The organism is Streptomyces sp. NBC_00663 (assembly GCF_036226885.1).
In the GTDB taxonomy this organism is placed as follows: Bacteria; Actinomycetota; Actinomycetes; order Streptomycetales; family Streptomycetaceae; genus Streptomyces.
The window spans coordinates 3,196,482-3,220,983 of sequence record NZ_CP109027.1; the positions used below are offsets into that span (position 1 = coordinate 3,196,482).

17 protein-coding genes are annotated in these 24,502 nt (G+C 72.6%); 7 read left to right on the top strand and 10 right to left on the bottom strand.

The window, feature by feature from the left end; genetic code table 11:
- Positions 1 to 87 precede the first annotated feature (87 nt).
- Positions 88 to 1,134, top strand: a complete 1,047-nt coding sequence (locus OG866_RS14325; RefSeq protein ID WP_329334797.1) for a hypothetical protein — start codon at positions 88 to 90, stop codon at positions 1,132 to 1,134.
- Entirely contained in the window at positions 1,134 to 2,468 is a 1,335-nt protein-coding gene (locus OG866_RS14330; RefSeq protein WP_329334799.1) for a toll/interleukin-1 receptor domain-containing protein, read from the top strand. The genes OG866_RS14325 and OG866_RS14330 overlap by 1 nt, the downstream gene beginning before the upstream one ends.
- Here the strand turns inward: OG866_RS14330 and OG866_RS14335 are convergent.
- On the bottom strand, positions 2,431 to 3,189 hold the full coding sequence (locus tag OG866_RS14335; RefSeq protein ID WP_329334800.1) for a rhomboid-like protein: 759 nt from the start codon (positions 3,187 to 3,189) through the stop codon (positions 2,431 to 2,433). The two genes, OG866_RS14330 and OG866_RS14335, sit on opposite strands and share 38 nt — an antisense overlap.
- 166 nt (positions 3,190 to 3,355) lie before the next feature.
- On the opposite strand from OG866_RS14335, the gene OG866_RS14340 reads away from it, so the two are divergent.
- From OG866_RS14340 to OG866_RS14355, 4 genes are all read left to right on the top strand, one after another.
- Positions 3,356 to 4,033, top strand: a complete 678-nt coding sequence (locus tag OG866_RS14340; protein ID WP_329334802.1) for a spermidine synthase — start codon at positions 3,356 to 3,358, stop codon at positions 4,031 to 4,033.
- 132 nt (positions 4,034 to 4,165) lie between these two features.
- Positions 4,166 to 4,906 (top strand): response regulator transcription factor, encoded by a 741-nt coding sequence (locus OG866_RS14345; RefSeq protein WP_046261291.1) that lies wholly within the window; start codon positions 4,166 to 4,168, stop codon positions 4,904 to 4,906.
- Entirely contained in the window at positions 4,903 to 6,030 is a 1,128-nt protein-coding gene (locus OG866_RS14350) for a HAMP domain-containing sensor histidine kinase (protein WP_329334806.1), read from the top strand. Before OG866_RS14345 ends, OG866_RS14350 begins: the two co-directional genes overlap by 4 nt.
- 291 nt (positions 6,031 to 6,321) lie before the next feature.
- Positions 6,322 to 10,122: a multifunctional oxoglutarate decarboxylase/oxoglutarate dehydrogenase thiamine pyrophosphate-binding subunit/dihydrolipoyllysine-residue succinyltransferase subunit gene (locus OG866_RS14355; RefSeq protein WP_329334808.1), complete on the top strand. Its 3,801-nt coding sequence runs from the start codon at positions 6,322 to 6,324 to the stop codon at positions 10,120 to 10,122.
- A 70-nt stretch (positions 10,123 to 10,192) separates the two neighbouring features.
- Here OG866_RS14355 and fxsT read toward each other — a convergent pair whose 3' ends face one another.
- The 9 genes from fxsT to OG866_RS14400 form a co-directional block, all read right to left on the bottom strand.
- Positions 10,193 to 13,195, bottom strand: coding sequence for an FxSxx-COOH system tetratricopeptide repeat protein (gene fxsT / locus OG866_RS14360; RefSeq protein WP_329334809.1), 3,003 nt, complete (start codon positions 13,193 to 13,195; stop codon positions 10,193 to 10,195).
- Between the two features lie 77 nt (positions 13,196 to 13,272).
- Positions 13,273 to 14,565, bottom strand: coding sequence for an aKG-HExxH-type peptide beta-hydroxylase (locus tag OG866_RS14365; RefSeq protein ID WP_329334811.1), 1,293 nt, complete (start codon positions 14,563 to 14,565; stop codon positions 13,273 to 13,275).
- Complete coding sequence (locus tag OG866_RS14370) at positions 14,562 to 14,837, bottom strand: hypothetical protein (protein ID WP_329334813.1); 276 nt, start codon at positions 14,835 to 14,837, stop codon at positions 14,562 to 14,564. Before OG866_RS14370 ends, OG866_RS14365 begins: the two co-directional genes overlap by 4 nt.
- Positions 14,838 to 14,928: 91 nt before the next feature.
- Positions 14,929 to 18,093, bottom strand: a complete 3,165-nt coding sequence (locus OG866_RS14375; RefSeq protein WP_329334815.1) for an SAV_2336 N-terminal domain-related protein — start codon at positions 18,091 to 18,093, stop codon at positions 14,929 to 14,931.
- Positions 18,094 to 18,100: 7 nt separating this feature from the next.
- On the bottom strand, positions 18,101 to 19,117 hold the full coding sequence (locus tag OG866_RS14380; protein WP_329344095.1) for an AAA family ATPase: 1,017 nt from the start codon (positions 19,115 to 19,117) through the stop codon (positions 18,101 to 18,103).
- Between the two features lie 176 nt (positions 19,118 to 19,293).
- Positions 19,294 to 21,405: a VMAP-C domain-containing protein gene (locus OG866_RS14385; RefSeq protein WP_329334816.1), complete on the bottom strand. Its 2,112-nt coding sequence runs from the start codon at positions 21,403 to 21,405 to the stop codon at positions 19,294 to 19,296.
- Between the two features lie 17 nt (positions 21,406 to 21,422).
- The gene (locus OG866_RS14390) at positions 21,423 to 21,827 is read right to left on the bottom strand and encodes a CU044_2847 family protein (protein ID WP_329334818.1); all 405 of its coding nucleotides are present in this window, start codon (positions 21,825 to 21,827) and stop codon (positions 21,423 to 21,425) included.
- Positions 21,828 to 21,967: 140 nt separating this feature from the next.
- Positions 21,968 to 22,147, bottom strand: coding sequence for a DUF6104 family protein (locus tag OG866_RS14395; RefSeq protein WP_329334820.1), 180 nt, complete (start codon positions 22,145 to 22,147; stop codon positions 21,968 to 21,970).
- 165 nt (positions 22,148 to 22,312) lie between these two features.
- Positions 22,313 to 23,146: a hypothetical protein gene (locus tag OG866_RS14400; RefSeq protein ID WP_329334822.1), complete on the bottom strand. Its 834-nt coding sequence runs from the start codon at positions 23,144 to 23,146 to the stop codon at positions 22,313 to 22,315.
- Between the two features lie 170 nt (positions 23,147 to 23,316).
- Between OG866_RS14400 and OG866_RS14405 the strand changes: the two genes are divergently transcribed.
- A complete protein-coding gene (locus OG866_RS14405) occupies positions 23,317 to 24,501 on the top strand; it encodes a DUF4097 family beta strand repeat-containing protein (RefSeq protein ID WP_329334823.1) in 1,185 nt (394 codons plus the stop codon).
- Position 24,502: the final 1 nt, after the last annotated feature.

Sequence of the window (24,502 nt, forward strand, 5' to 3'; positions counted from 1 at the left end):
CAAGCCGGCGTGGAGGGGGGATGGCCGATGGGGCCGTTGATCGCTGTGCTGGGGAGTGCGGATCCGGGGCGTTCGTACGACCCCCCGATGGGCGACACCGAGGCCGCGCTGACGGCCGGTGAGGAGATCGGGACGGCGCTGGCCGCGGCCGGGTGCCGGATCGTCGTGTACTCAAGCGAGGCGCAGTTCGTGGAGGACCGTGTCGTCACCGGATACCTCACCCGCGAGGACCTGCCGCCGGGCTCGGTCCAGGTACGGCCGCCCTACGACGACGACGCCGAGACCGACTTCCCGCACCTCGTCGAGCGGCCGGAGGTCTTCGACGTACGCAACGATCCGGGTGCCGACTGGGAGGTCGGCTTCTACCGGTCGCTGCGCGAGGTCGACGGGGTGGTCCTCGTCGGTGGCGGACGTTCCACGCTGGTCACCGGGATGATCTGCCTCGCGTTCGGGATACCGGTGTATCCGGTGGCGTGGTTCGGGGGTGCCTCCCGCAAGGTCTGGGACACCATGAACCGCTCCACCCACCACGCCACGCCGGACGAGGTCTCGGCCATGGGCGCGCCCTGGGGCAGGGACAGCGCACAGCGACTGGTCAGGGTGCTGGGCACCCAGCGGGAACGGCGTGCGCAGAAGCAGCGCGAGGAGGCCAGGTCCCGGCGGGGCGCCACCCTGCGGGCCGGGCTCGGCGCGGTCACCGGGATGCTGCTGCTCCTGCTCGGCTTCGCCACCATCCCGCTCACCTACGCCGTCGAGTCGAGCACCGCGGTCAATCTCAGCGCGCTCATCGTGGGCGCGCTGGCCACCGGCACCTCGGGGGCGATCACCCGCACCGTCTTCGACCGCGAGACGCACTGGGCGCGGACGGCGGTCCTCGGCATGTCGGCCGGCGGAATCGCCTTCCTGCTCTTCGTCTCCGCCCAACTCGCCGCGTCCCCCGACATCCTGGCCGGTGAGGGCGTCCGCCGGCTGCTCTTCTTCGTCCTCGCCGTCGGCTATGTCTCGGGCTTCACGTTCGACGCGGTCTACAACCGTCTGAAGCAGACGGAGCCACCCGCACCGCCGGTGGTTCCGGGGCTGCCGACGGGGGTGCCGGGCGGGGCGACGCCGCCGCAGAGCCCCGGGGGCGTCTGATGGAGTCACCGGCCCGGCTCAACGTCTTCCTCAGCCACCGGTACCACTCCCCCGCCGAGAACCTCTACTTCTGGGAGCTGCTCAGCTCCGCCGAGGACATCTCGTTCCGGGTCGACGAGGCGCTGTCCTTCACCAGCCCGGTCCGTCTGGAGCGCATGATCCGGGACGCGGACGGGTTCGTCGGCATCCATCCGCTGCCGGGCGGGGCCCGTGAGGTGCATCTGCTGCCCCGGCTGCGGCACATGGCCCGCTACTTCCGGCTGGAACTGGGCATGGCGGTACGGGCCCGCAAACCGGCCGTCGTCTTCCACGACCAACGGCTGCTGCCCGCGTTACGGGCCCCCGAGAGCGTCCGCCTGGTGCCCTACGACGCCCAGGAGACCGAGGCGGCGAACCAGTCCGCGCTGCCGGGGAAGGTCGAGTCGGTCTACCGGGGGTTCCTCGCCGAGGCGCACGCGTCGGCGTCGGCGCAGCGGCGGCGGTCGCACCACCAGCGCCAGGTGGGGCTGGTGGTCTCGCCGGACAACGGGTCCGCCACGTCGGTGCTGACCGAGGCGCTGGAGGAACACTCCTGGGAACCCGTCGTGCTGCCCTGGCCACCCCGCCTCGACCTCGATCTGGTCACCCGGCTGCGGGCCTGTGACTGGGTGATCGTCGATCTGGACACCGTGGAGGGCCATCTCGTGGCCGCCTTCACGCACGGCCAGTTCGTTCCGACGCTGCCGATCCTCTCGCCGCGCGTCTTCGAGCCGCTGGAGAACGTGCTGTACGGCGAGACCGCGACCGGCCACCGCAAGGCGATCCTGCGCTGGCGCGATCCCGACGACCTCGGCGCGGCCGTCGATCCGCATCTGCGGGTCATCGACGAACCGCCCCGCTACATCGGCAGCACCGCGCAGGCCCTGGACTACTTCCGCTCCGCCGCCAAACGCAACGAACGTGTCTTCCTGAGCTACGCCTCCGCCAACGGCGACCGGGCCGCCGCGTTCTCCGGCCTGCTCAACGAGCGCTTCCAGAAGGTCTTCGACTTCCGCGAGCAGGGTGCCATCGGCGTCGGTGAGGACTGGCTGGACGACCTGATCGGCAATCTGGCGCGGACCGCGGTCGGCGTGCTGCTGCTGTCGAAGGAGTACCTGGAGAGCGAGTACTGCATGTTCGAAGCCCGCGAACTGCACCGGGCCTCGATCGAACGGCGCGTGAAACTCGTTCCGGTGTGCCTGGAGAGGATGGACCTCCCCGCCTTCCTCCAGGGCACCCAGTACCGCGCCCTCTACCGCCACACCCCACAGGAGATCGTCACCGAGCTGCTCTCCCAACTCGCCGCCACCGCCTGACCAACGGCCACGCGCCCACCCCGATCGCCAGCGAGAACAGATGCCCCCAGTTGCTCAGCGGATCGGTGAAAGCGAGCAGGTCCTGGACCAGCATCGCGCCGAACAGCGCCAGCGACGGCCATCGCAGCCAGGGCCTCAGCAGCCCCGCGAGCGCCCCGAAGCTCGCGGCGACCCCGAAGCTGATGCCGTAGTCCAGTCGGTGCAGCGAGCTGTCCGGCAGCCGCCCGGCCAGCACCGCGAGCCCCACCGGCACTTCGGTCGCCAGCGTGGCCCCGACATGCCCGAGCAGGAACACCACGGCCGCCCGCGCCCCGCCGATCCGCCGCTCCAACGCGGTCAGCACGACCAGGAAGCCGAGGGTGTACGGCGACAGCAGTCCGCCCGCGATCCACAGCGCGCTCGCGAGCAGCACCAGCACCGGCGTCCGCACGAGGTGCGCCACATCGGTGCTGGAGCCCTGGAGCAGGGTGTGCACGAGGTCGGGGTCGGCGTACTCGGTGACCAGCGAGGTCACGGCGAGGACGGCGGCGTAACCGAAGGTGAGGGGGGTCCCGGTGGGGGTGGGGAGGAGGCGCCAGGGGCGGGGCCGTACCGGAGCCCGGCGGGCGGCCGGTGCCGGTGTCCGTTGAGCGGGGATGCCGTCGAGCAGCTCGGACACGTCAGGGCCGACCGCGTCGGGCACGCGGGCATCGGGAAGGCCGGCCGTCTCCGTCCGCTCCACCGCGAGGCCCTCCTTCCGTCTCGCCCCACGATTCGCTCCGGACCGCGCCTTTGTCTGTGACCGGCGCCACGCGGGCGCCGATTCACAGGGAGTTCTCAACGACCGTCCGGCGGGCGGCTCCCGGAAACTCCCTGTGCAGAAGCCACCGAACTGCCAAAATGACCTGATGCCCATCTCGTACGACACCCCTGAAGTCCTGGACCGTCGCGAGGGCCCGCACGGCGAGGTCGTGCTGCGCCGGCACGGGGAGTTGCTACAGATCATCGCCAACGGCTGTTTCCTGATGGACACTTCCGACGGCCGCTCGGAGCGGCTGCTGGTCGACGCCGCGCTCGCCGCGCTGGACGACCGGGCCGCGCCGAGCGTGCTGATCGGCGGCCTCGGGGTCGGCTTCTCGCTCGTGCACGCCGCCGGGAATCCGCGCTGGGGCGGGATCACGGTCGTGGAGCGGGAGTCCGCCATCATCGACTGGCACCGCGCCGGCCCGCTGTCCCCGCTCACCGCGCGGGCACTGGCGGATGCACGCGCAAAGATTCTGGAAACGGATCTTGTCACTTACGTCAATGAGACATCGGACACGTACGACGTTCTGTGCCTGGACATCGACAACGGACCAGGCTGGACGGTCACCGAGGGCAACGACGGGCTGTACTCACCGGCCGGACTGGCCAGCTGCGCAAGGGTGTTGACCCCGGGCGGGGTGCTGGCCGTGTGGTCGGCGCAGCCCTCTCCGGAATTTGAAAGTTCCCTATGGAATGCCGGGTTCCAACAGGTGCGTACCGAAGAGATCCCGGTTGCCCGGGGCGTTCCGGACGTCGTGCACCTCGGCGTCCGACCTGGATAGCCGAGGCGCGGTGACTCCCCGTACTCTGCTTCCCTGACGCAGATCATTCAAGCGTCAATCGCAAGCATGCGCAGGCAAGCCAGAGAGCGGAATCACCCCACTGATTCCGGAAAGCAACTTTTGGGGCGGGCGATGGAGCAGACACACACCTCCCACAACGGCACGGCTACGGCCACCCCGGGCGCACAGCGCCGGGTGCTGGTGGTCGAGGACGACCCGACGATCGTGGAGGCCATCGCGACCCGGCTGCGCGCCGAGGGATTCCTCGTGCAGACCGCGGGCGACGGTCCGGCGGCGGTCGACACGGCCGAGGCCTGGCAGCCCGATCTGCTGATCCTCGACATCATGCTGCCCGGCTTCGACGGCCTGGAGGTCTGCCGCCGGGTGCAGGCCGCCCGCCCGGTGCCGGTGCTGATGCTGACCGCGCGGGACGACGAGACCGACATGCTGGTCGGGCTCGGCGTGGGCGCCGACGACTACATGACCAAGCCGTTCTCGATGCGTGAGCTGGCGGCCCGGGTGCACGTCCTGCTGCGGCGCGTGGAGCGGGCGGCACTGGCCGCCGCCACGCCCCGCTCGGGCATCCTGCGCCTGGGCGAACTGGAGATCGACCACGCGCAGCGCCGGGTGCGGGTGCGGAGTGAGGATGTTCACCTCACACCGACCGAGTTCGACCTGCTGGTGTGCCTGGCGAACACCCCGCGCGCGGTGCTCTCCCGGGAGCAGCTGCTGGCCGAGGTGTGGGACTGGGCGGACGCCTCCGGCACCCGCACGGTCGACAGCCACATCAAGGCGCTGCGGCGGAAGATCGGCGCCGAGCGGATCCGCACGGTGCACGGCGTGGGCTACGCCCTGGAGACGCCGACGCCATGAGCGAGGGCCCGGCCGGACGGAGAGGCCCCGGGGGGCAGTGGAAGGGCTCCGGTGAGCCCTGGGGCAGCGTGCGCCCGTTCTCGATCAAGACCAAGCTGGGGGCGCTGGTCGTCGCCTCGGTCCTGATCACCACGGGCCTGTCGATGATCGCGGTGCAGACCAAGACGGAGATCCGGTTCATCACGGTCTTCTCCATGATCGCCACCCTGCTCATCACCCAGTTCGTGGCGCACTCGCTCACGGCCCCGCTGGACGAGATGAACGCGGTCGCCCGCTCCATCTCGCACGGCGACTACACACGCCGGGTGCGGGAGAACCGTCGCGACGAGCTCGGGGACCTGGCCGAGACGATCAATCGCATGGCCGACGACCTGGAGGCCCAGGAACAGCAGCGCAAGGAGCTGGTGGCGAACGTCTCCCACGAGCTCCGCACGCCCATCGCGGGCCTCCGCGCGGTGCTGGAGAACATCGTGGACGGGGTCTCGCCCGCGGACCCCGAGACGATGCGTACGGCCCTGAAGCAGACGGAGCGGCTCGGCCGGCTGGTCGAGACGCTCCTTGACCTCTCCCGCCTCGACAACGGCGTCGTCCCGCTGAAGCGGCGCCGCTTCGAGGTGTGGCCGTATCTGTCGGGCGTGCTGAAGGAGGCCAACATGGTCGCCTCGGCCCGCGCGGGCCTTGGTTCCGGATCCGGCAGCCACACGCGCACCGACGTGCATCTGCATCTGGACGTGACCCCGCCGGAGCTGACCGCGCACGCGGACCCGGAGCGGATCCACCAGGTGGTGGCGAATCTCATCGACAACGCGGTCAAGCACAGCCCGCCGCACGGCCGGGTCACCGTGAAGGCCCGGCGCGGCCCGCTGCCCGAATCCCTTGAGCTGGAGATTCTCGACGAGGGCCCCGGCATTCCGCGCTCGGAGTGGCACCGCGTCTTCGAGCGGTTCAACCGCGGCAACATCACCCGGCCGCACGGCCCGGGCAGCGACGGCGGCACCGGGCTGGGTCTGGCCATCGCCCGCTGGGCGGTGGATCTGCACGGCGGCCGGATCGGAGTGGCCGAATCCGAGCGTGGCTGCCGGATTCTTGTCACTCTCCCGGGACTTCCATCTCTGCCAAGTTGACGTAAAGTTCGAAGCGGAGCACCAAGATCCACGGACGTCCGCGCTGACGGACACGTGTGATCGGTCACAGGCCCGCGCCATCGGCGTCCGGGGCCGCGCTCACCCCTTGCCAGCTGTCGCCGTGAGAAGCGGAACCACGCTTGTTTCCCGCCATTTCTGGCCCCGAAACACGCTCTCCGATGTGACTTACGCGACGATGACCATGCCCGGCCTGACCTTCCCGGCCAGGGAGGCGTAGCCTTTATTCCCGCTGTCCATCACCTTGTGAAGCGGAAGAGGGCGGTTGCCGCCGTGTCGCCACAGTCCCCCAGTAACTCGAGCATCTCGACCGACGCAGACCAAGCGGGAAAGAACCCCGCTGCCGCGTTCGGCGCCAATGAGTGGCTCGTCGACGAGATCTATCAGCAGTACCTCCAGGACCCGAACTCGGTAGACCGAGCCTGGTGGGACTTCTTCGCCGACTACAAGCCAGGCGCGGCCGCCGCCCCGGCTGCGGCTGCTGCTCCGGCCCCCGCTGCCCCGGCTCCGGCGGCTCCTGCCGCCCCCGCGGCTCCTGCGGCGCCCTCGGTGCCCGCGCCGGCCCCCGCGGCCGCGCAGCCCGCTGCCGCCGCTCCGGCGCCGGCGAAGGCCGCCGCCCCGGCTCCGGCTCCGGCCGCTGCTCCGGCCAAGCCCGCCGCCGCCCAGCCGGCCGCGAAGGCCGCGCCGGCCGCCGCGTCCGCGGCGGGTCCCGAGCTGGTCACGCTGCGCGGCCCCGCCGCCGCGGTCGCGAAGAACATGAACGCCTCGATCGAGGTGCCCACGGCCACGTCCGTGCGCGCGGTCCCGGTGAAGCTGCTCTTCGACAACCGCATCGTGATCAACAACCACCTGAAGCGCGCCCGGGGCGGGAAGATCTCCTTCACCCACCTCATCGGGTACGCGATGGTGCAGGCCATCAAGGCCATGCCGTCGATGAACTACTCCTTCACGGAGAAGGACGGCAAGCCGACCCTGGTCAAGCCGGAGCACGTCAACTTCGGCCTCGCCATCGACCTGGTGAAGCCCAACGGCGACCGCCAGCTGGTCGTCGCAGGCATCAAGAAGGCCGAGACGCTGAACTTCTTCGAGTTCTGGCAGGCCTACGAGGACATCGTCCGCCGCGCCCGTGACGGCAAGCTGACGATGGACGACTTCTCCGGTGTCACGGTCTCCCTGACCAACCCCGGCGGCCTCGGCACCGTCCACTCGGTCCCGCGTCTGATGCCCGGACAGTCGGTCATCATGGGCGTCGGCTCCATGGACTACCCGGCGGAGTTCCAGGGCACCTCCCAGGACACCCTGAACAAGCTCGGCATCTCGAAGGTCATGACGCTCACGTCGACCTACGACCACCGGGTCATCCAGGGCGCCGCCTCCGGCGAGTTCCTGCGCGTCGTCGCGAACTACCTGCTCGGCGAGAACGGCTTCTACGACGACATCTTCGAGGCCCTGCGCATCCCCTACGAGCCGGTCCGCTGGCTCAAGGACATCGACGCCAGCCACGACGACGACGTCACGAAGGCCGCCCGTGTCTTCGAGCTGATCCACTCCTACCGGGTCCGCGGCCACGTCATGGCCGACACCGACCCGCTGGAGTACCGCCAGCGCAAGCACCCCGACCTCGACATCACCGAGCACGGCCTCACCCTGTGGGACCTGGAGCGCGAGTTCGCGGTCGGCGGTTTCGCGGGCAAGTCCCTGATGAAGCTGCGCGACATCCTCGGTGTGCTGCGCGACTCGTACTGCCGCACCACCGGCGTCGAGTTCATGCACATCCAGGACCCCAAGCAGCGCAAGTGGATCCAGGACCGCATCGAGCGCGCGCACTCCAAGCCGGAGCGCGAGGAGCAGCTGCGCATCCTGCGCCGGCTGAACGCGGCGGAGGCCTTCGAGACCTTCCTCCAGACGAAGTACGTCGGCCAGAAGCGCTTCTCCCTGGAGGGCGGCGAGTCCGTCATCCCGCTGCTCGACGCGGTCATCGACTCCGCGGCCGAGTCGCGCCTGGACGAGGTCGTCATCGGCATGGCCCACCGCGGCCGGCTCAACGTGCTCGCCAACATCGTCGGCAAGTCGTACGCGCAGATCTTCCGCGAGTTCGAGGGCAACCTCGACCCGAAGTCGATGCACGGCTCCGGCGACGTGAAGTACCACCTGGGCGCCCAGGGCACCTTCACGGGCCTCGACGGCGAGCAGATCACCGTCTCGCTGGCCGCGAACCCGTCCCACCTGGAGACGGTCGACCCGGTCATCGAGGGCATCGCCCGCGCCAAGCAGGACATCATCAACAAGGGCGGCACTGACTTCACGGTCCTGCCGGTCGCCCTGCACGGTGACGCGGCCTTCGCGGGCCAGGGCGTGGTGGCCGAGACCCTGAACATGTCGCAGCTGCGCGGCTACCGCACCGGCGGCACGGTCCACATCGTCATCAACAACCAGGTCGGCTTCACGGCGGCTCCCGAGTCGTCGCGCTCCTCGATGTACGCCACGGACGTGGCCCGCATGATCGAGGCGCCGATCTTCCATGTGAACGGCGACGACCCCGAGGCCGTCGTCCGCGTGGCCCGGCTGGCGTTCGAGTTCCGTCAGGCGTTCAACAAGGACGTCGTGATCGACCTCATCTGCTACCGCCGCCGCGGTCACAACGAGTCGGACAACCCGGCCTTCACCCAGCCGCTGATGTACGACCTGATCGACAAGAAGCGCTCGGTGCGCAAGCTCTACACCGAGTCCCTCATCGGTCGCGGCGACATCACCCTGGAAGAGGCCGAGCAGGCGCTCCAGGACTACCAGGGCCAGCTGGAGAAGGTCTTCACCGAGGTCCGCGAGGCCATCACGGCCCAGCCGGCCGAGGGCCCGATCTCGGACCCGCAGGCGGAGTTCCCGGTCGCCGTGAACACCGCGATCTCCTCGGAGGTCGTGAAGCGGATCGCCGAGTCCCAGGTCAACATCCCCGACACCTTCCACGTCCACCCGCGTCTGCTCCCGCAGTTGCAGCGCCGGGCGACGATGGTCGAGGACGGGACGATCGACTGGGGCATGGGCGAGACCCTCGCCGTCGGCTCGCTGCTCCTGGAGGGCACCCCGGTCCGTCTGTCGGGCCAGGACTCCCAGCGCGGCACCTTCGGCCAGCGTCACGCGGTCCTCATCAACCGTGAGACGGGCGAGGAGTACACCCCGCTCCAGTACCTCGCCGAGGAGCAGGCCCGCTACAACGTCTACAACTCCCTGCTCTCCGAGTACGCGGTCATGGGCTTCGAGTACGGCTACTCGCTGGCCCGCCCCGACGCGCTCGTGATGTGGGAGGCGCAGTTCGGTGACTTCGTCAACGGCGCGCAGACGGTGGTCGACGAGTACATCTCGGCGGCGGAGCAGAAGTGGGGCCAGACGTCCGGCGTCACCCTGCTGCTCCCGCACGGCTACGAGGGCCAGGGCCCGGACCACTCCTCGGCCCGTGTCGAGCGGTTCCTCCAGCTCTGCGCCCAGAACAACATGACGGTCGCCATGCCGACCCTGCCGTCGAACTACTTCCACCTCCTGCGGTGGCAGGTGCACAACCCGCACCACAAGCCGCTGGTGGTCTTCACCCCGAAGTCGATGCTGCGCCTGAAGGCCGCCGCGTCGAAGACGGAGGAGTTCACGTCGGGTCAGTTCCGTCCGGTCATCGGCGACGCGTCGGTGGACCCGGCCGCGGTCCGCAAGGTCGTGTTCGTCGCGGGCAAGCTGTACTACGACCTGGAGGCCGAGCGGCAGAAGCGCGGCGCCACGGACATCGCGATCGTCCGCGTCGAGCGGCTGTACCCGCTGCCGGGTGCCGAACTCCAGGCGGAGATCGCCAAGTACCCGAACGTCGAGAAGTACCTGTGGGCCCAGGAGGAGCCGGCGAACCAGGGTGCCTGGCCGTTCATCGCGCTCAACCTGATCGACCACCTGGACCTGGCGGTCGGCGCGGACGTCCCGCACGGCGAGCGGCTGCGGCGCATCTCGCGTCCGCACAGCTCGTCCCCGGCGGTGGGTTCCGCGAAGCGGCACCAGGCCGAGCAGGAGCAGCTGGTGCGTGAGGTGTTCGAGGCGTAGGTCTCGTCAGCACACCGGAAGGCCCGGTCCCCTCAAGGGGGGCCGGGCCTTTCCGTTCGCCGGCTGCCGCTCAGCCCAGGAAGGGCTCGAAGTCCCAGTAGGGCCTGGTGCGTTGGCGGGCGGAGATGGTGTGCGGGTGCTGCGCGCCCAGGGTGCGGGTGAGGCCGAGCAGGCCGTCCTCCTCCAGCTTCCCGGCCTCCTCCTGTTCCCGCGCCGCCCGCAGGTCCGCGGCGAGCGCCACCTGGCAGGACAGGGTGAGGGGATGCTCGTGGCCCAGTCCGTGCCGCACCCGGCGCAGGGTGTCCCGGCTCAGCTCGACGGCGTCCGCGATACGGCCGTTGAGGTTGCGGGCGCTGGCGGCGTTGAGGGCGCAGCCCAGGACCCAGGGGTGGTCGGGGCCGAGGGTGGCGGAGAGCCCGGCGAGCGCGGCCTCGAACATCGCCATGGCCTCGGCGCGTTCACCCGCGGCCTGCATCACCAGGCCGGTGTTGGCGACCATGCCGGTGGCCACCGGGTGGGCCGGGCCGAGAAGGGCGCGGTATCCGGCCTCGGCCTCGTCGATGTGGTCGCGGGCCTGGTTCAGATCGCCGTGTTCCCGCAGGTAGTTGCCGTAGTTGGTGATGAAGGCCAGGGTGCGGTAGTGCTCACGGCCGTGCACCCGGGCCAGCTGGTCCAGCAGGCTCGCCATCTCGGGGCCCACGTCCTGGACGTGACCGCCCTCGCGGCGGCGGCACATGACCAGTTGGCCGCGGGCCGAGAGCGTCTGCGGATGCTGGGCGCCGAGGACCTGCACATGGAGGCGGACCACCGGCTCCTGGCGGGCGAGGGCGTCCCGGTAGCGGCCCAGCAGGCGCAGGTCCTGGGCGACCGCGTTGCCCGAGCTGAGGGTGCTGATGTGCCGGGCGCGCAGCACGCTCTCCCGGCGGGCGAGGGTGTCCAGGTCGAGGTCGTACGCCTCCTGGTACCGGCCCAGCAGGCGCAGGCCGACGCCGAGGTTGTGCCGGGCGATGAGGGTGAGGTTCTCCTCCGGGCCGAGCATGCGGCTGTAGCCGTCGCGGACTTCCTGCTGCAATGCGTGCGCCTCGTCGTAGCGGCCGAGGTGGCGCAGGCTGGCGGCGATGGCGCCCTTGACCGACAGTTCGGGCAGTTCCATGCGCGGCTCGGCGCTCTGGAGCCGGGCATGGACGGTGCGGTCGAGCTCGTACGCCTCGCGGAACCTGCCGCTGGCCCGCAGGATGTTGCCCTCCTGGGTGGTGAGGTCGAGCATCGGCTGGGCCAGCGGGTCCATGATGTGCGACCAGTGGTCGCGGATCCGCTGGGCGAGGTTCAGCCCGCTCTTGTACTCACCGCTGCGCATGCAGTAGCGCAGGCAGTTGAGGACCGTCTCCTGGATGCGCGGCTGGGTGCTGCTCAGCGCGCCCGAGGGTTCCAGGTGCGGCAGCAGCTCGGCGTAGCGGGGCCAGTTGCGGCTGTCCAGCGGGTTGCCGGGGTCGGCCTGGGCGAGGAGGCTGCGGACCGCCTGGCGGTGGGTGGTGCGGCCGTCCTCGCTGGTCAGTTTGGAGACGATGTCGTGGACGAGGCGGTGCATGTGCACCGACTCCTGGTGCGGGCCCATCTCGACGCCGACCGGACCGCGGGTCTCGCGGGTGAGCACGGAGTAGTTGACGAGGGTGTCCAGGGCCCGGGTCCAGGAGGGCAGGTCGGTGGACATCCACCGCAGTTCCTCGGGCAGGTCGGTCTGCGGGTAGGCGCGGATGAGGCCGAGCGGGATACGGCCGGGCGCGAACGAGGTGCACAGTCCGAGGATGTCGATGGCCTGCGGCTGTGCGTTGCGCAGCCGGTTCAGCAGTATCGACCAGGACGTCATGGACGACTGCGGGAAGCCGTCGCCGGTGGCCGGCTCGTCGACCGTGGTGAGCCGGCGCTCACGGACCATCCGCAGATACTCGGGCACCTCCATGCGTGACTCACCGAGCCAGGAGGCGGCCTGCACCAGCGGCAGCGGTACGTCACCGAACTCGGCGGCGACCTCGTCCGCCTGTTCCGCGGTGATGTGCGGGGCCCTGCGCATGAGGTAGCCGGTGGACTCCGGGCGCAGGAAGGCGGGGACCTCGACGACGTCGCTGTGCTCGCTCCAGCCGCGGTTGCGCGAGGTGACCAGGACGTGTCCGGGGCCCTGGGGCAGCAGGGTGTTGATGCCGTCGGTGTCGTCCCAGCCGTCGAAGATCACCAGCCAGCGGGCGTACGGCTCCCCTCGGCGCAGCGCCTCCCGGGCGGCGCGGATGCGCTCACCGGGTTCGCTGCCGATGCGCAGCCCCAGCTCCACGGCGAGCTCGCCGAGCCGGTCGCGCTGGATGTTGCGGTCGTCGGAGTTGATCCACCACACCACGTCGTAGTCGGGGCTGAAGCGGTGCGCGTACTCGGCGGCGAGCTGGGTCTTGCCGATGCCGGACATGCCGAGCAGGGTGCACACGGCGGCGCCGCGCTCGGCGTCGGCGAGGCGCTGGTGGAGCGTGGTCAGCAGATCGTCGCGGCCCGTGAACCGGGGGTTGCGGCGTGGCACCTCACCCCAGATCTCGCACCGCGTCTCGGGGTAGCGGGCCCGGTCGGCGATGGTCCTGGGGACGCGTCGGCGTTGCAGGCCGAGGCGCCTGAGCAGGCGTTCCTCCGCCGCTTCCTCGTTCAGTCCCCACAGGCTGGCCGGTTCGAGGACCGCGGTGGCGGGGAGCAGCGGCCGGTTGGTGAGGTTGACGGCGGCGAACCGGTCGGCGTGGGCCGCGACGAATCCGCGCAGGGCGTCGTTCCACTCGCCCGCGGGGCGTGGGCCCAGTTCGAAGAACCAGTCGTCCAGCACGAGCAGGATCGGACCGGAGGACAGCAGCAGGTCGCCGAGCGAGTCCTCCAGCGGGGTTTCGCGCGGCGGGTCCCAGCGCTGGAGTGTGGCCTGGTGTCCATGGCTCTCCAGGCACTGCGCGATCCAGGTCGCCCATGAGCGGTGGTAGCCCGGGAAGACCACCAGGACACGCTCGGACGCCGATGCGCCATCGCTGTCCGTCCGCCGCTGTTCCGCCATCGCATGCTCCCCTGTTCCCGCATCCGCCGCACTCTCGCGCCCACGCTAACGCACAGCAGTCGTTTGCCCACGTAGTGTCATCGCCCGCAATGGGTCGCCACGCCGAGACCGGCGTGGTGCCTGCCCATCTCGTGAACGAACTCCCTTCCAGGAGAGGTCAGTTCATCGGATTCGCGGAGCAGGGACAAGGCCTGTCCGACGTCGTCCCGAAACACCTCGAAGCGTTCGTCGGCCCGGTGCCGCCACGCGGGCGGGGCGGCCGGTTCGTTCCGTACCCGCCACCACAGGTCGGTCAGCGCGAGGTGCGCGTAGGCGCCCTGGAGCACGGCCGGGACGGGCCGCGGGTCATGGCGCCATCCCACGCGATGGGTGGTGAGGCCGCCGGTACGGCACAGGGGGACCAGTTCGTCGAGCACGGCCAGCTTGGTGTGATGGGTCTCGTGCACCAGGGTTTCGGCCAGCTCCCAGGGCTGCGCGGGGAGTTGGGCGAGGGCGGCGCCGGGGGCGGCCCGCAGCGTCGCGCCCACCGGTGCGGCTCCGCGTGGCACCGCGGTGGCCAGCGGTACGACGGCTCGCAGCACGGCCCCCGTCTCGGCGGCGCGCTCCGGGTCGATCCCGGCGAGCAGCTCGTGGGCCTCGCTCCAGCGGCGGGCCCACAGCCGGCGCGGACAGTCGGGGCGCTCGGTCGCGCGGAGGGCCCGTGGCCCGATGCCGAGCGGGGGGACGCGGTACGGGTCGAGGTCGTCCAGGACGACGGTGGTGCCCGGCAGGGTGCGCAGTGCGGACCAGCCGGGGCCGCTGCCGACGCCGCGGGACACGCCGGAGGCCGGTCGCGCCGCCGGGCTCTGGAGCACGACGCTGCTGTGCCCCTGGGTGTCCCCGAGGTGCACCAGCCCCGCGCCGCCGCTGATCCGGACGGCACCGGACGGGCAGCGCAGGACACCGAGGCCGGGCAGCGCCAGTGCGCCCGACGGCACCGGGAGCGTTCCGCCGACCCCGCAGCCCGCTCGGACGGCGGCCGCGAGCGCGACGCCGCCCAGGTGGGCCAGATGCCGGTCGAGGGTGGCGCCGGTCGGCGTGGCGAGGGTCTCGACGAGCCATGCGCCGGTGAGCGGGTAGTCGAGCACGTCGCGGGCCGCGCGGGTGTCGGCCTGCTCGGCCCGGACCAGCAGGGCCCAGTCCTCCTCGAAGCGGCGCCTGACCGTCAAGGACAGCAGCCGGCTCTGCTGGTCGACCCTGACGAGGAGGGACTTCAGGAGCAGCATGCGACGCGCGTGGAGTGCGGCCCGCAGGGCCGCCGTTCCCGCGCGTGCGGGCCGGGTCGTCGCCAGTGACGTGAAGACCTCGGGAAGCACCGATGTCCCGGTCACCCGCCGGTGTCCTTGCCCCGTTCCGGGTCGCCAAGGCCGACCGAAAACGTACGTTCACCGGCCTTGGCGCGGGTCACCTCGGGATCCGTGTCGCCGTACCACATCTCCCGGGACCTGGCGGAGCTGCGCAGGACGTGGTCGACGGCCGCGATGAGGCCCGGGTCGTCCATGGCGCGCAAGGTCCGCAGGTCGACGTCGGTGAGGTCGGGCAGGGACGCGCCCCGCGCATCCTCGCCACCGGGACCGGCTGCCCGTTTCCTCTGGTCCCCCACCCTCGGCTCCTCCCTGCCTCGGCCCGCCCCCGCGCGGCGCAGTGGCTGCCCACTTCTTCCCGACAGGCCGGAACCAGAAACCCGACCCGGATCAACTCCGGTCACGATCAGCCGAGTTGCCCCACCCCTCCGTCCACGGCCACCACGGCGGCGCCATCGCCTGCCACTGCGCCTCCGACATCCCCCGGCCGAGAGCGGCGGGGGCCCGGTCCTCGTCCGGGTATTCGCCCTTGTGACGGGAGAGTTCCACGTCGGCCCAGTCGACCTCCCGCAACGCCCCCACCAGCCGCTGCCACCGTTCCCGGGCCGCACGATAGGCCGCCCACCCGGCGCTGGACCGCCCCATGAGCGTCAGCACCGCCCCGCATCCGTGCCGGGCCCGGGCGGCGGTGACCGAACCGGGGTCGGCGCCGTGGGCGAGGTGGGCCTCGCGCTCGGCGTTCTCGTACGCCTGGAGCGCCTCGACCAGCACGGGTGCCCCGGCGCGGTACCAGCCTTCGAGGCGGACGCGGCCCAACTGGAGCCAGGCCTCGGCCCGGACGCCGGCGTCGGCGGCGACACGGACCGCCTGGCCGAGGAGGTGACGGCTCTCGAACAGGTCGGGCAGGAAGCCGAGATGGCGAAAGCGCTGGGCCAGTGCGCTGGCGACCAGGGCCTGGAGCCGGCCGCGCTCGGAGGAGCGGGCGGGGAGCGTCTTCAGTGCCTCGCGCAGGACGTTCTCCGCGCGGTCCACGAGCCCTTCGCCGTCCCCCCGCGAGGCGCGCCGCAGCAGCGACTCCCCCCAGGCGGCGAGGAGTTCACCGCGCCGGGGGCTGTCGGCGGGGGCGAGCATCGCGGCCTTCTCGTACGCCTCGTCCGCCTCCCCGGGCGCGCCGGTCGCGTCGAGGAACATGGCCCGGGCGGCGTAGCAGGGCTGGAGGAGGCCGGGTTCGCCCGCGGCGGCCTGCTCGGCCCGCAGCAGGGTGTCGCGCGTCTCGGCGTTCTCGGCCCCGGCGGCGCGCAGCGCCCGTACCAGGTCGAGCAGGGCCGGGCTGCGGACCGCGGCGGGGGCGCCCTCGCGGTCCAACAGGGCGCAGGCTTCCCGCAGTTCGGGGACGGCCTCGCCGGGGCGCGCCAGGTCGAGCAGGAGGCGCCCGCGGCGCAGCAGCCGTGAGCGGTGGGCGGTGACCGGCCAGGACGCGGGCACGGGTTCGTCCGGGGCGCCGGCCCGGCGGGCCGCCGTCGGCCAGGGCGGCAGGTCGGGTGCCAGCACGTCGAGCGCCGCGGACAGCTGGTCGGCTTCGTCGGTGAGCTGCCACAACTCGTGCCTGGCGGCGGCCAGTTCCAGTGCCGTCTCGGCCTGTTCGGCGCTGTCGTCGGGTGCCGCGCCGTGGGCGGTGGCGAGTTCGGCCACGGCGGCCCGCAGCAGCTCCGTCCGCCGCTCCCCCACCCGTGCCGCGACGGTGCCCGCCTCGGCGCGCAGCACCCGGGCGAGGACCAGTCGGGCCCGTACGCCCTCGTCCTCGGCCGGCACGGGGGCCCGTACGGCGGCCTCGGCCTGTTCCCTGGCGCGGTGCAGGACCGCCGGGTCGCCGAGGGTGCGCCACTGGCCGAGCAGTCGGGCTGCCTCGTCGAGGGGTTCGGGTGTCACCAGGTCGGGTTGGTAGAAGCGCAGGACCCGGGCCGGGATACGGGCGAACAGCTCGGCCTCGACGCTGCCTTCGGCGTCCGGCGGGCCGTCGTTCTCGCCGGCCGGGGCGGCGGCGGCCGGGTCGTGGTCGGCGAGGCGGGCGGCGGCGAGGGCGGCGAAGTTGCGGGTGCCCTTGCCGAAGTGGCGTTCCACGTAGGCGGAGCAGTGCTTGAGCACCAGTCCGGCCGTCTCCTGCTCCAGGTCGCCCAGGAGCAGGTCCTGTACGCGTCCCGGATAGCTGAAGCAGGGCTGGTCGCCGGGGCCGGGCAGCCGGCGCAGGAGGCCGCCCAGGAGCACCTCGGCCAGTTCCATGGGGCCGGTGTCGGGGAGCATGGCGCGCTGGACGAGCTGCATGACGGGCAGGGTGAGGGGGGCCGCGGCGAGGTAGACGGCGAGACGGAGGGCGCCGGGTGAGGCGCCGGCCCGGAAGGCGCGCAGCAGGTCGTCGTCGGAGCGCCGCACGGGCGCGGGACCCGCTTCCTGCCGTACGGCGTCGGGGGTGGTCCAGGCGGCCCAGGCGCGCTCGCTGGTGGGGCCGGTGCCGGACAGCAGCCGGGCCCAGGCCTCGAAGGCCTCGGGGGTCGGTTGCAGCACCGGCACCGGGCGGGCGTAGGCGGCGGGTTCGTCCCAGGGGTCCTCGTCGGGTGCGAAGGCGAGCCGGCCGCCGAGTTCGGCGGGCCTGCGCAGCACTCCGGGTTCGGCGGGAAGTGCGGTACGGGCCCACAGGCGCGGCGGCAGCGGCTGGACGACGGCGAGCGGGGAGGTACGCGGCCAGCGGTGCAGCAGGCGTTGGGCGCCGCCGTGCTGCCACAGGGGTCCCACGCAGTCGCTGATCACCAGGGTGAGACGGCGGCCGGTGGGGTCGTGGAGTTCGTCGGCGCCGCGCAGCCGGGTGTGCCGGCCGGGGCCCGCGGTGGTGCCGACGAGCGGGGTCCCGGATCCGTCGTCGTAGAGCTGGTGGACCCGGACGGAGGCGAAGGCGCCCGACTGCTGGCAGGCCTGCCGCAGTTCCTCGACCATCTGCCCCCACACGGACATGGCGGGGCCGGTGTCCATGAGGAGCTGGATGTCACAGCGGTGGTGGCGGTCGGGGCGCAGCACGGGCAGCAGTACGCCGCTGGCGGCCGCGTGCTGGGCGGTCGCCTCCTCGTCGATCCGCTCGTCCTGGGGGGCCGCGGAGGCCGCCCGGTAGCGGCCGAGCGCGCGCAGGGCCTTCTCCAGGCCGAGCAGTCCGGGCAGCGCGGTGGCCGCGGGAGCGCGCACCGGGAAGGCGGGCCGGCTGCCGCCCGTGGCGCGCTGCCGCGGGCCGGCGCCCGCCGTGTGCAGGGGTACGGCGCCCGCCCGGGTGTCCGGGCCGGTTCCGGGGGTGTCCGGCCCGTCGGCGCCGGCGGGCCGCGGTGCGGGCGTGTCCGGTCCGGGCGGGCCGGGGGCGGGCGGTGGGGGCAGGGGGCCCTGCGGGGCGTCGCGGGGCGCCGACCGGTCCAGCCACCGGGCCAGCCACACCGCGTCCGCCACCTCCTCCGCGGACAGGTCGAGGCCCGCGCGGCGCAGCCGGGCGATCAGTTCGTCCAGATGCGTCCCCTGCATCCGGCCATCACCTCGAACGGTCGAGCGGCTGCATGAGCATGTCCGCGATCCGCTCCCGGGTGAGGCGTTCCGCGTGCGGGGTGTGCTGGGTGAGGAAGAGGGCGTTGAGGAGTTGGTCGGCGGCCACCACTTCGCCCGGGTCGCGGGCGAGGAACCGGGCGATCAGATCGCGTCCGGCGGCGGCGCCCTCGGCGCCGAGGTGCGCCTCGACCATGGCGGTGAGCTGTTCCTCGCCGGGCGGCTCCAGCTCCAGCTGGACACACCTGCGCAACAGGGGTGCGGGGAAGTCCCGTTCCCCGTTGGACGTCAGCACGATCACCGGGAAGGCGGCGCAGGCGATCCGGCCGCCGTGCACGGCCACCCGCTCGCCGTCGTCGGTGAGGACGTCGACGGCGGGTTCGCGGTCCGCGAGGCGTTCCAGCTCGGGAATGCCGAACTCGCCTTCCTCCAGGGTGTTCAGCAGGTCGTTGGGGAGATCGAGGTCGCTCTTGTCCAGTTCGTCGATGAGCAGGACGCGGGGCCGTTCGGCGGGCAGCAGCGCGGTGCCGAGCGGGCCGAGGCGGAGGTAGGAGCCGATGCCGGACGCGGTCGCCGCGGGGCTCTCCGTGCCCTGGGCGCGCTCCAGTTGGACGTCCTGGAGGCGGCCGATGGCGTCGTAGCGGTAGAGGCCGTCCTGGAGGGCGGTACGGCTGACGATCGGCCAGCGCAGCACGCGGCCCAGGCCCAGTTCGTGGGCGATCGCGTAGGCGAGGGTGGACTTGCCGGTGCCGGGGTTGCCGGTGACCAGGAGCGGGCGGCGCAGGTAGAGGGCCGCGTTGACGGCGTCGACCTCGGCGGGGCGGGGGGCGTAGTTCTCCACGAGCCGGCGCTGGACGCCGAGCCGGCGGGCGCTGCTGGGGTCCTCCGGGCCGCCCTCGCCGCCGTCGCGCGCCGCCGCGAAATCCCGCCAGGGCGGGGGTGCGGGTAACTGCCGCAGACCGTCGTGCGGTTGCCCCGCACCACGGTAGATCCGCCAGTCGTTCACCATGGGCTCCTCCCGGCTCTGGTGATCATGCAGCGGTCCCGGCCGTCCGCCGCCACGTTACCGCCCGGCGGCCGGGCCTGCCGAGATCCCGGCGTGTCCATATCGCTTGCGGTCGGTCCTTGCGGTCGGTCAACCCCCTTGCCCGGAAGGCTGGTTGACAGGTCGGTCGCCATGGCTCAGAGCTCGGGTCCGGCCAGGGCCGGGGGGTGCATGGGCTCGGTTCCGTGGCGGGGCCGGTCGGGCGGGTCCAGGAGTACGGCGATCCTGCCCTTGAGCCCTTGTGTCCGGGCGGTGTCGGGATCGGACAGCCGGATGCGCAACTCCCGTACGTGGCGGGCGAGACCGTCCGCCCGGCCCGCCGACTCCAGCAGCCGGGCGGCCTGCGCGTGGAACGCCGCGCACTCCTCCGGCTGGTGGGCGTCCCGCCGCCACACCGCGACGGCGTGCCCGGCGAGCAGCGCGCGCCCCATGGCCTCCAGGCCGTCACCGCTGCCCACGGGCCCGCAGTGCACCGGCACGCACGCGTCGTCCGCGCCGCCCAGCCGGCCGTACACCGCCAGCGCGCCCTCCCGGTGCGCGCCGGGCACATGGCCCTCCGCCGCCGCCTCGGCCCGCAGGGGTACGGCGGTCAGCGGGCCGCGCGCCACGCCGCGCCGGCGGCGGCGCCATTCGGGGCTGGGCGGCCGGGTGTTGCGGTGCTGGGCGCGCACGACGACCGTCCTGCGCAGACCGATGGGCATGGACTGTTCGTCGAGCGCGTCGGAGTCGTCGTCCGCCGCGCCGGGCGGGGTGAGCTGCCACTCGTCGACCGGCAGGTCGAACAGGCGGCGCGGCAGGAACACCTCGACGGCGGCGAGGTGTTCGTCGTGGTCGCCGAGGCTGAGGGCCTTCGCCAGCGCCCCGCGCACGGACTCCTCCAGCTGCCCGAGCGGCACCCCGATGTCGTCGCCGTCGACGGGGGTGACGACCTGGCCGTCGTAGAGGAGTTGGACGCTCCATGGATAGCGGTCGCCGTACTGGATGTCGCCGATCCGTACGAGGACGTCGATCCGGGTCGCCGGCGCCGCCGTGGCCTCGGGGACGGCGACGCTCGCGAGGGCCGTGGCGGCCGGGTCGGGAGCGCCGGCGGTTCCGAGGGCCGTGGCGGCCGGGTCGGGAGCCCCGGCGAGGTCCGTCAGGAGGGCGCGGATCGCCTCGCCGACAGGCCAGTAGGCGTGCCGCTCGGCCTGTTCGGTGATCCAGCCGGCGAACGCCCGCAGCAGCCGGGCGTCCTGTCCGGCCGCGCGCCGGGCCACGTGCGCCGCGTACAGGAGTACGGCGTCGAGTTCGACGTCGGCACTGCTGCGGCTGCCGCTGCGGTCGCGCAGGCCGTGCAACAGGCCCGCGCCCTCGCGCCAGGTCTGCGGATCGTGCAGCAGGAGCGGGTGGTTGTCCTCGCCGGTCACCGTGGCCTTGACCCGGCCGACGAGGTCCAGGACCGGGCCCGGCCCGGTGGGCGGGCGGAGTTCCGCGAAGTACCCATAGAGGCGGACCCGCAGGGCGGGGTCGACGCCGGGAACCCCGGAGCGGTGGAGTTCGGTCTGCGCCGTGGTCCAGGCGGTGGCGGGTGACTCGGTGAAGCGCCGCAGATGGTGGCGGTCGTGCTCACGCACCACCGTGTGCAGGACGTCACCGCCGGCCAGGTCGAACAGTTCGCGCAGGGCGGTGATCGGGACCGCGGCTCCCTCGTGCTCCCCGCGTCCCTTGTTCATGCCGATGACGGCGCCGGACCGCCGGTCGAGCACCGGCCCCCCGGACAGCCCGCCGACCGGCAGGGCACCGCTGAGCAGCAGCGCCTTGCCGTCCACCCCGCTGATCTGTCCGGTGCCGTAGCGGACGCCGAGGTCACCGGTCTCCAGCGACCAGCCGTGCAGACTGACGCTCGCGTGCAGCGCCGGTGCCCGGTCGCTCAGCCACACGCACCGCGCGTCATCGGCTTCGCGCACCCTGACCAGGGCGATGTCCGGGAACTTCCAGGAGCCGCGCCCGCCGCGAAGCGCCTCGTGGCCGGGCTTGGCGAGGATCACCTGGCCGGTGGTGGTGCCGCCCTGCCAGCTGACACCGACCGGGCCGCCCTCTCGCATCACGGCCGCTCCCCCCTCCCCCACGACATGCGCACAGGTCAGCAGCCAACCTGGTGCGACGAAGAAACCACTGCCCCAGTAGCCGTCACCGTCAGGTGCATACCCGTCACCGCACGCCACGATTCGTGCGAGCGTGGGGCGCACCATCGCCTCGAGGGAGCTCAAGGGCTCCTCGAAGGCGGTCATCCGCCGGTGGCGGGCGAGGGTCCGGGGGTACCGCCGCTCCCCTGCCCCGGATCGTGTCCGGTGCCTTCGTGGGCGGGCTCCGTCCAGGTCAGCGACACCGTCAGGGAGGTCTGGCCGCCCGCTCCCGCGATGGCGCTCACGACCCGGCCGGCCTGCGCCGACAGCTCGATGCCGAAGGTGACGGACACCTCCACGGGTGCCGTGGTCTCCAGCCCGGCGCGCAGGGAGCGCACGACTCCGCCGACGGTGCCGGCGAGCCCGCCCGCGAGCGAGGAGATCCGCTCTCCGGCGCCGGTGTCCCGGAAACCGCCCCCGTGCGACGCGGCGCCGTCCGCCGCGCCGATTCTGGCCCATACGACGGTTCCGTCGTCGAGCCTTATCCGTTCGATCCCTCCACCCACGGCGCCCCCGTCCGTTCGCTTCCGGCTCCCCCGCACCGAGGGAAGCATCCCTGCCGCGATGGGAGGAGAAGGCTAACTCCCCGTGAAGTGGAGCGCGAGAGGGCGCAGTTGGGGGATCGCCCGTGGTCGCGGGGCGATTCCTACTCGTCGTCCTCGTCCTCGAGACGGGCCAGCCAGGTCGCGAGCCGCTCGACCGGCACCTCGAAGTCGGGGTTGAGATCGACGAACGTCCGCAGCTGCTCGGCAAGCCACTCGAAGGTGACCTCTTCCTCGCCGCGCCGCTTCTCCAGTTCCTCGATGCCGCGGTCGGTGAAGTACATGGGGTTCTCCTGCGTACGTCCGTGTCCCGGGCTCCGTGCTGCGGGTGCCGGGTTCCCTGTCTCGGGTTGCGTGGACAGCCTATGCGCGTGTGCGCCGGTCACGCGGGCGCGTACGACCGCCGTACCGACGCCTGCGGCAGCCACGCGCCCGCAAGGGGCCGGCGCTCAGTCGCGCGGGTGGCTGAGGTCGTACGCCAGCCCCAGCGCCCCGTGCGCCAGCAGCAGGGCGCCCGCCGTGACCCAGCCGCCGCTGCGGCGTCGCAGGCCGAGGGCGGTGAGCGGGAGTCCGGCGGCCACCTGGGCGAGGGCGAGGGCGCGCGCCCTGGGGTCGCCGGACCAGGGGAGCCACGGGGCCAGGCGGTGGCCCGCGACGGCTTCGAGCTCGCCGCGGACCGTCTCGCGCCGGCCCTCCCACTCGAGAGGCCGGGCGTCGGGCTGGACGCGGGCGGTCTCGCGGAGCCGGTCGGCGGGTTCACCGGGGGCGAGGCCCGTGGGAAGGGTGAGGCCCGCGCGCGTGAGGACGGCGAGCAGGCCCGTCAGCCGGGCGCGGGCGTCGGCGGCGGAGTCCGGCTTCGTCAGCTGGTCCAGGGACTGCACGTCCAGGACCGGGTCGAGGCCGAGCCGGGCGGCGAAGGTGCGCATCGCCTCGTCCTCGCCGGCCGGGGTGCCGTTGGCGAGCCAGACGTAGCCGACGGGGCGGCGGAAGCCGGACGCGAGGGTGTAGCCGCCGCGGTCGGCGTCCCACCACAGGGCGAGGACCGGCCAAGGTGCGCCGACGGCGAGGGCCCCGGCCCAGCCGGTGAGGACGCGGTCGACCGGTTCGGCGCCGTCCTGCCAGGGCTTGCCCTCGGGGACGAGGACGCTCCAGTCCCGGCCCGCGCGTGTGAGCAGCATGTGCTCGCGCAGCAGCTGGGCGACGGGGGCGACGGCCTCGGGCTCCGCACGGCACAGGAGCAGGGCGCCGGGGGCGGGAGTGGGAGCGGAGCGTTCCGTCGGCATGCTCACACGCTAGGCGGGGTTCGGATGGTTTGAGCACTTTTGAGGGGCCGGGGGTCGCCAGAACGGGTGTCTTGACTTTCCGGGTCCGCGATATATCGTGAATGACGGTAGACGCGATATGGCGCGTATGGCGCGATGTCGTGTGTCGTTGTCACGGGGAGGTCAGTGCCATGTCCGAGTGGTCCGTCTCAGAGCCCGGGAAGCTCTCGTTCGACGAGCCGGTGCGCGAGCTCCATGTACGCATCGTCAACGGAACGGTGAACGTCGTGGGGACGGACGAAGGTTCCGCCCGCCTGGAGGTCTCCGAACTGGAGGGCCCACCCCTGGTCGTGCGCCAGGAGGGCGGCACCCTCACGGTCGCCTACGACGACCTGCCCTGGAAGGGCTTCCTCAAGTGGCTCGACCGCAAGGGCTGGCGGCGCAGCGCCGTCGTGTCCCTGGCCGTGCCGGCCACCACCCGCGTCGAGCTCGGGGTGGTGGGCGCCGGGGCCGTCGTCTCCGGCATCCGCGGCCCCTCCTCCGTGAAGGGCGTCACGGGCGACACCACGCTGGTGGGCCTCTCCGGCCCGGTCCGCGCGGACACCGTCTCCGGGAACCTGGAGGCCCAGGCCGTCACCGGCGACCTGCGCTTCAACTCCGTCTCCGGCGACCTCACCGTCGTCGAGGGGTCGGGCTCCTCCGTCAAGGCCGACTCGGTCAGCGGTTCGATGATCGTGGACCTCGACCCCGACGGCCCCACCGACATCCGGCTGACCAGCGTCTCGGGCGAGATCGCCATCCGGCTGCCCCAGCCGGCCGACGCCGACGTCGAGGCCAACACCGCCAGCGGCACCATCTCCAACGCCTTCGACGGCCTCCGGGTCCACGGCCAGTGGGGCGCCCACAAGGTCACCGGCCGCCTCGGCGCCGGCACCGGCAAGCTCCGCGCGACCACGGTCTCCGGCTCGATCGCCCTGCTGCACCGGCCGGCCCGGGAGGACGAGGAGGAGGCGGCGGCGGACGGGGGCCGGGAGGACGTGCGCGGTTTCGACGCCCACGCGGAGCACCGGGTGGAGCGCGTGACGGAGGACCGCGCGGAGGATCACGCCGACCGCAGGGTGGAGCATCTGGTGGTGGACTCGGAACCGGACGCCGGGACGGAGACCGGGCCGGATGCCGGGCCGGAGACCGGGCCGGATGCCGGACTGGAGGCCGACGGCACGACGGACACCGCCGACCCGGTGGACGGCCCACGGGGCGCCTCGGGGGACAATTCCGGTTCCGGCCAGGGTGACGGCACGGACGCCACCGACCCCACCGGCGCCGTCCACGCCCCCGCCCCGGCCGACGGCACGACCGACAAGAAGGTGCTCTGAC

Excerpts from the sequence above, each read along its gene's own strand:
- OG866_RS14325 (WP_329334797.1), top strand. The coding sequence starts at position 88 with ATGGGCGACACCGAGGCCGCGCTGACGGCCGGTGAGGAGATCGGGACG.
- OG866_RS14330 (WP_329334799.1), top strand. The coding sequence starts at position 1,134 with ATGGAGTCACCGGCCCGGCTCAACGTCTTCCTCAGCCACCGGTACCAC.
- OG866_RS14340 (WP_329334802.1), top strand. The coding sequence starts at position 3,356 with ATGCCCATCTCGTACGACACCCCTGAAGTCCTGGACCGTCGCGAGGGC.
- OG866_RS14345 (WP_046261291.1), top strand. The coding sequence starts at position 4,166 with ATGGAGCAGACACACACCTCCCACAACGGCACGGCTACGGCCACCCCG.
- OG866_RS14350 (WP_329334806.1), top strand. The coding sequence starts at position 4,903 with ATGAGCGAGGGCCCGGCCGGACGGAGAGGCCCCGGGGGGCAGTGGAAG.
- fxsT (WP_329334809.1), bottom strand. The coding sequence starts at position 13,195 with ATGGCGGAACAGCGGCGGACGGACAGCGATGGCGCATCGGCGTCCGAG.
- OG866_RS14375 (WP_329334815.1), bottom strand. The coding sequence starts at position 18,093 with ATGCAGGGGACGCATCTGGACGAACTGATCGCCCGGCTGCGCCGCGCG.
- OG866_RS14395 (WP_329334820.1), bottom strand. The coding sequence starts at position 22,147 with ATGTACTTCACCGACCGCGGCATCGAGGAACTGGAGAAGCGGCGCGGC.
- OG866_RS14400 (WP_329334822.1), bottom strand. The coding sequence starts at position 23,146 with ATGCCGACGGAACGCTCCGCTCCCACTCCCGCCCCCGGCGCCCTGCTC.
- OG866_RS14405 (WP_329334823.1), top strand. The coding sequence starts at position 23,317 with ATGTCCGAGTGGTCCGTCTCAGAGCCCGGGAAGCTCTCGTTCGACGAG.